This is a genomic window from Bacillus sp. EE-W1, assembly GCF_009760835.1.
In the GTDB taxonomy this organism is placed as follows: Bacteria; Bacillota; Bacilli; order Bacillales; family Bacillaceae_G; genus Bacillus_A; species Bacillus_A wiedmannii.
In genome coordinates this window covers 1-1,719 of the sequence record NZ_WIPE01000018.1, presented here as the reverse complement: position 1 = coordinate 1,719, position 1,719 = coordinate 1, and the positions used below count along the sequence as shown (strand labels likewise).

General features: G+C 38.3%; 1 protein-coding gene. It reads right to left on the bottom strand.

The window, feature by feature from the left end; all coding sequences use genetic code 11:
- Window positions 1-55: 55 nt before the first annotated feature.
- Window positions 56-1,603: an L-glutamate gamma-semialdehyde dehydrogenase gene (gene pruA, locus GFJ36_RS01390; RefSeq protein WP_087982225.1), complete on the bottom strand. Its 1,548-nt coding sequence runs from the start codon at window positions 1,601-1,603 to the stop codon at window positions 56-58.
- Window positions 1,604-1,719 lie beyond the last annotated feature (116 nt).

Sequence of the window (1,719 nt, the reverse complement as noted above, 5' to 3'; positions counted from 1 at the left end):
AAAAAAAAAAAAAAAAGAGATCTTCGCAGACTGCGAAGATCTCTTCTACTATTTCTTATAAAGTTTCAGAAGTAGTTTTTGCTTGCATGTGAAGTGCTAAGTAGTCAGGGCCACCAGCTTTAGAGTCTGTACCAGACATGTTAAAGCCACCGAATGGTTGGTAACCTACGATTGCACCAGTACATCCACGGTTGAAGTATAAGTTACCCACATGGAATTCTTCACGTGCTTTTTCAATATGGTCACGGTTATTAGTAACAACAGCACCTGTTAAACCGTATTCTGTATTGTTTGCAATTGCAAGTGCATGATCAAAGTCTTTTGCTTTACAGAATGCTACTACTGGTCCGAAGATTTCTTCTTTCATTAAGCGAGCATCTTCTGCAACGTCAGCAACGATTGTTGGTTGGATGAACCAGCCTTTAGAATCGTCTCCTTCGCCACCTGTTAAGATTCTACCTTCTTCTTTACCAATTGCAACATAGCTCATCACTTTATCAAATGCAGCTTGGTCATTAACAGGACCCATGTTTGTACCTAAAACAGCTGGATTAGCAACTGTTAATTCTTTCGTTAATTCAACAGCACGATTTAATACGTAATCGTATACATCTTCATGGATTACTGCACGAGAACATGCAGAACATTTTTGTCCTGAGAATCCGAATGCTGATGCTACGATAGATTTAGCTGCTAATTCAAGATCTGCTTCTTTATCAACAACGATTGTATCTTTACCACCCATTTCAGCGATAACGCGTTTTAACCAAATTTGGCCTGGGTTTACTTTCGCTGCACGCTCATAAATACGGATACCTACATCACGAGATCCAGTGAAGCTCACGAAACGTGTACGAGGGTGATCTACTAAGTAGTCACCAACTTCAGAACCATTACCTGGAACGAAGTTTACTACGCCAGCTGGTAAGCCAGCTTCTTCTAACACTTCCATGAATTTCGCTGCTACTACAGGAGTTGTACTAGCTGGTTTTAGTAATACTGTGTTACCAGAAACTAAAGCAGCTGTTGTCATACCTGCCATAATTGCGAATGGGAAGTTCCAAGGAGAAATGATAACACCTACTCCCAATGGAATGTAAGAGAAACGATTATATTCAATTGGACGGCTTTCTACTGGAATTCCGTCTTTTAATTTTAACATTTGACGACCATAATATTCCATAAAGTCGATTGCTTCTGCTGTATCAGCATCTGCCTCATTCCATGGTTTACCTGCTTCTTTTACAAGAATAGCAGAGAATTCATGCTTTCTGCGACGAACGATTGCTGCAGCACGGAATAAAATGTCTGCACGCATTTCTGGCTTTGATTTTCTCCAAGTTTGGAATGTTTCATCCGCTACTTGCATTGCTTTTTCAGCTAACTCACGGCTTGCTTTTGAAACGCGACCAACAAGTTCCTCTTTATTTGCAGGGTTTACAGAAACAATTTTGTCTTCTGTAGTGATTTTTTCTCCCCCAATAATTAATGGATAGTCTTGTCCAAGATAAGATTCTACTTTCTTTAAACCTTCTTCAAACGCTAATTTGTTAGCCTCCACTGAAAAATCTGTAAATGGCTCATGTTTGTATGCTACTACCATTCTTTTTAGCCTCCCCTTAGAAAAACGTTTACATTTTACAACATTATTCTACACGATAATTTAGATTTATTCAAATATTCCTAGACTTATATTTTAAAAATTAATTAATTTTTAAA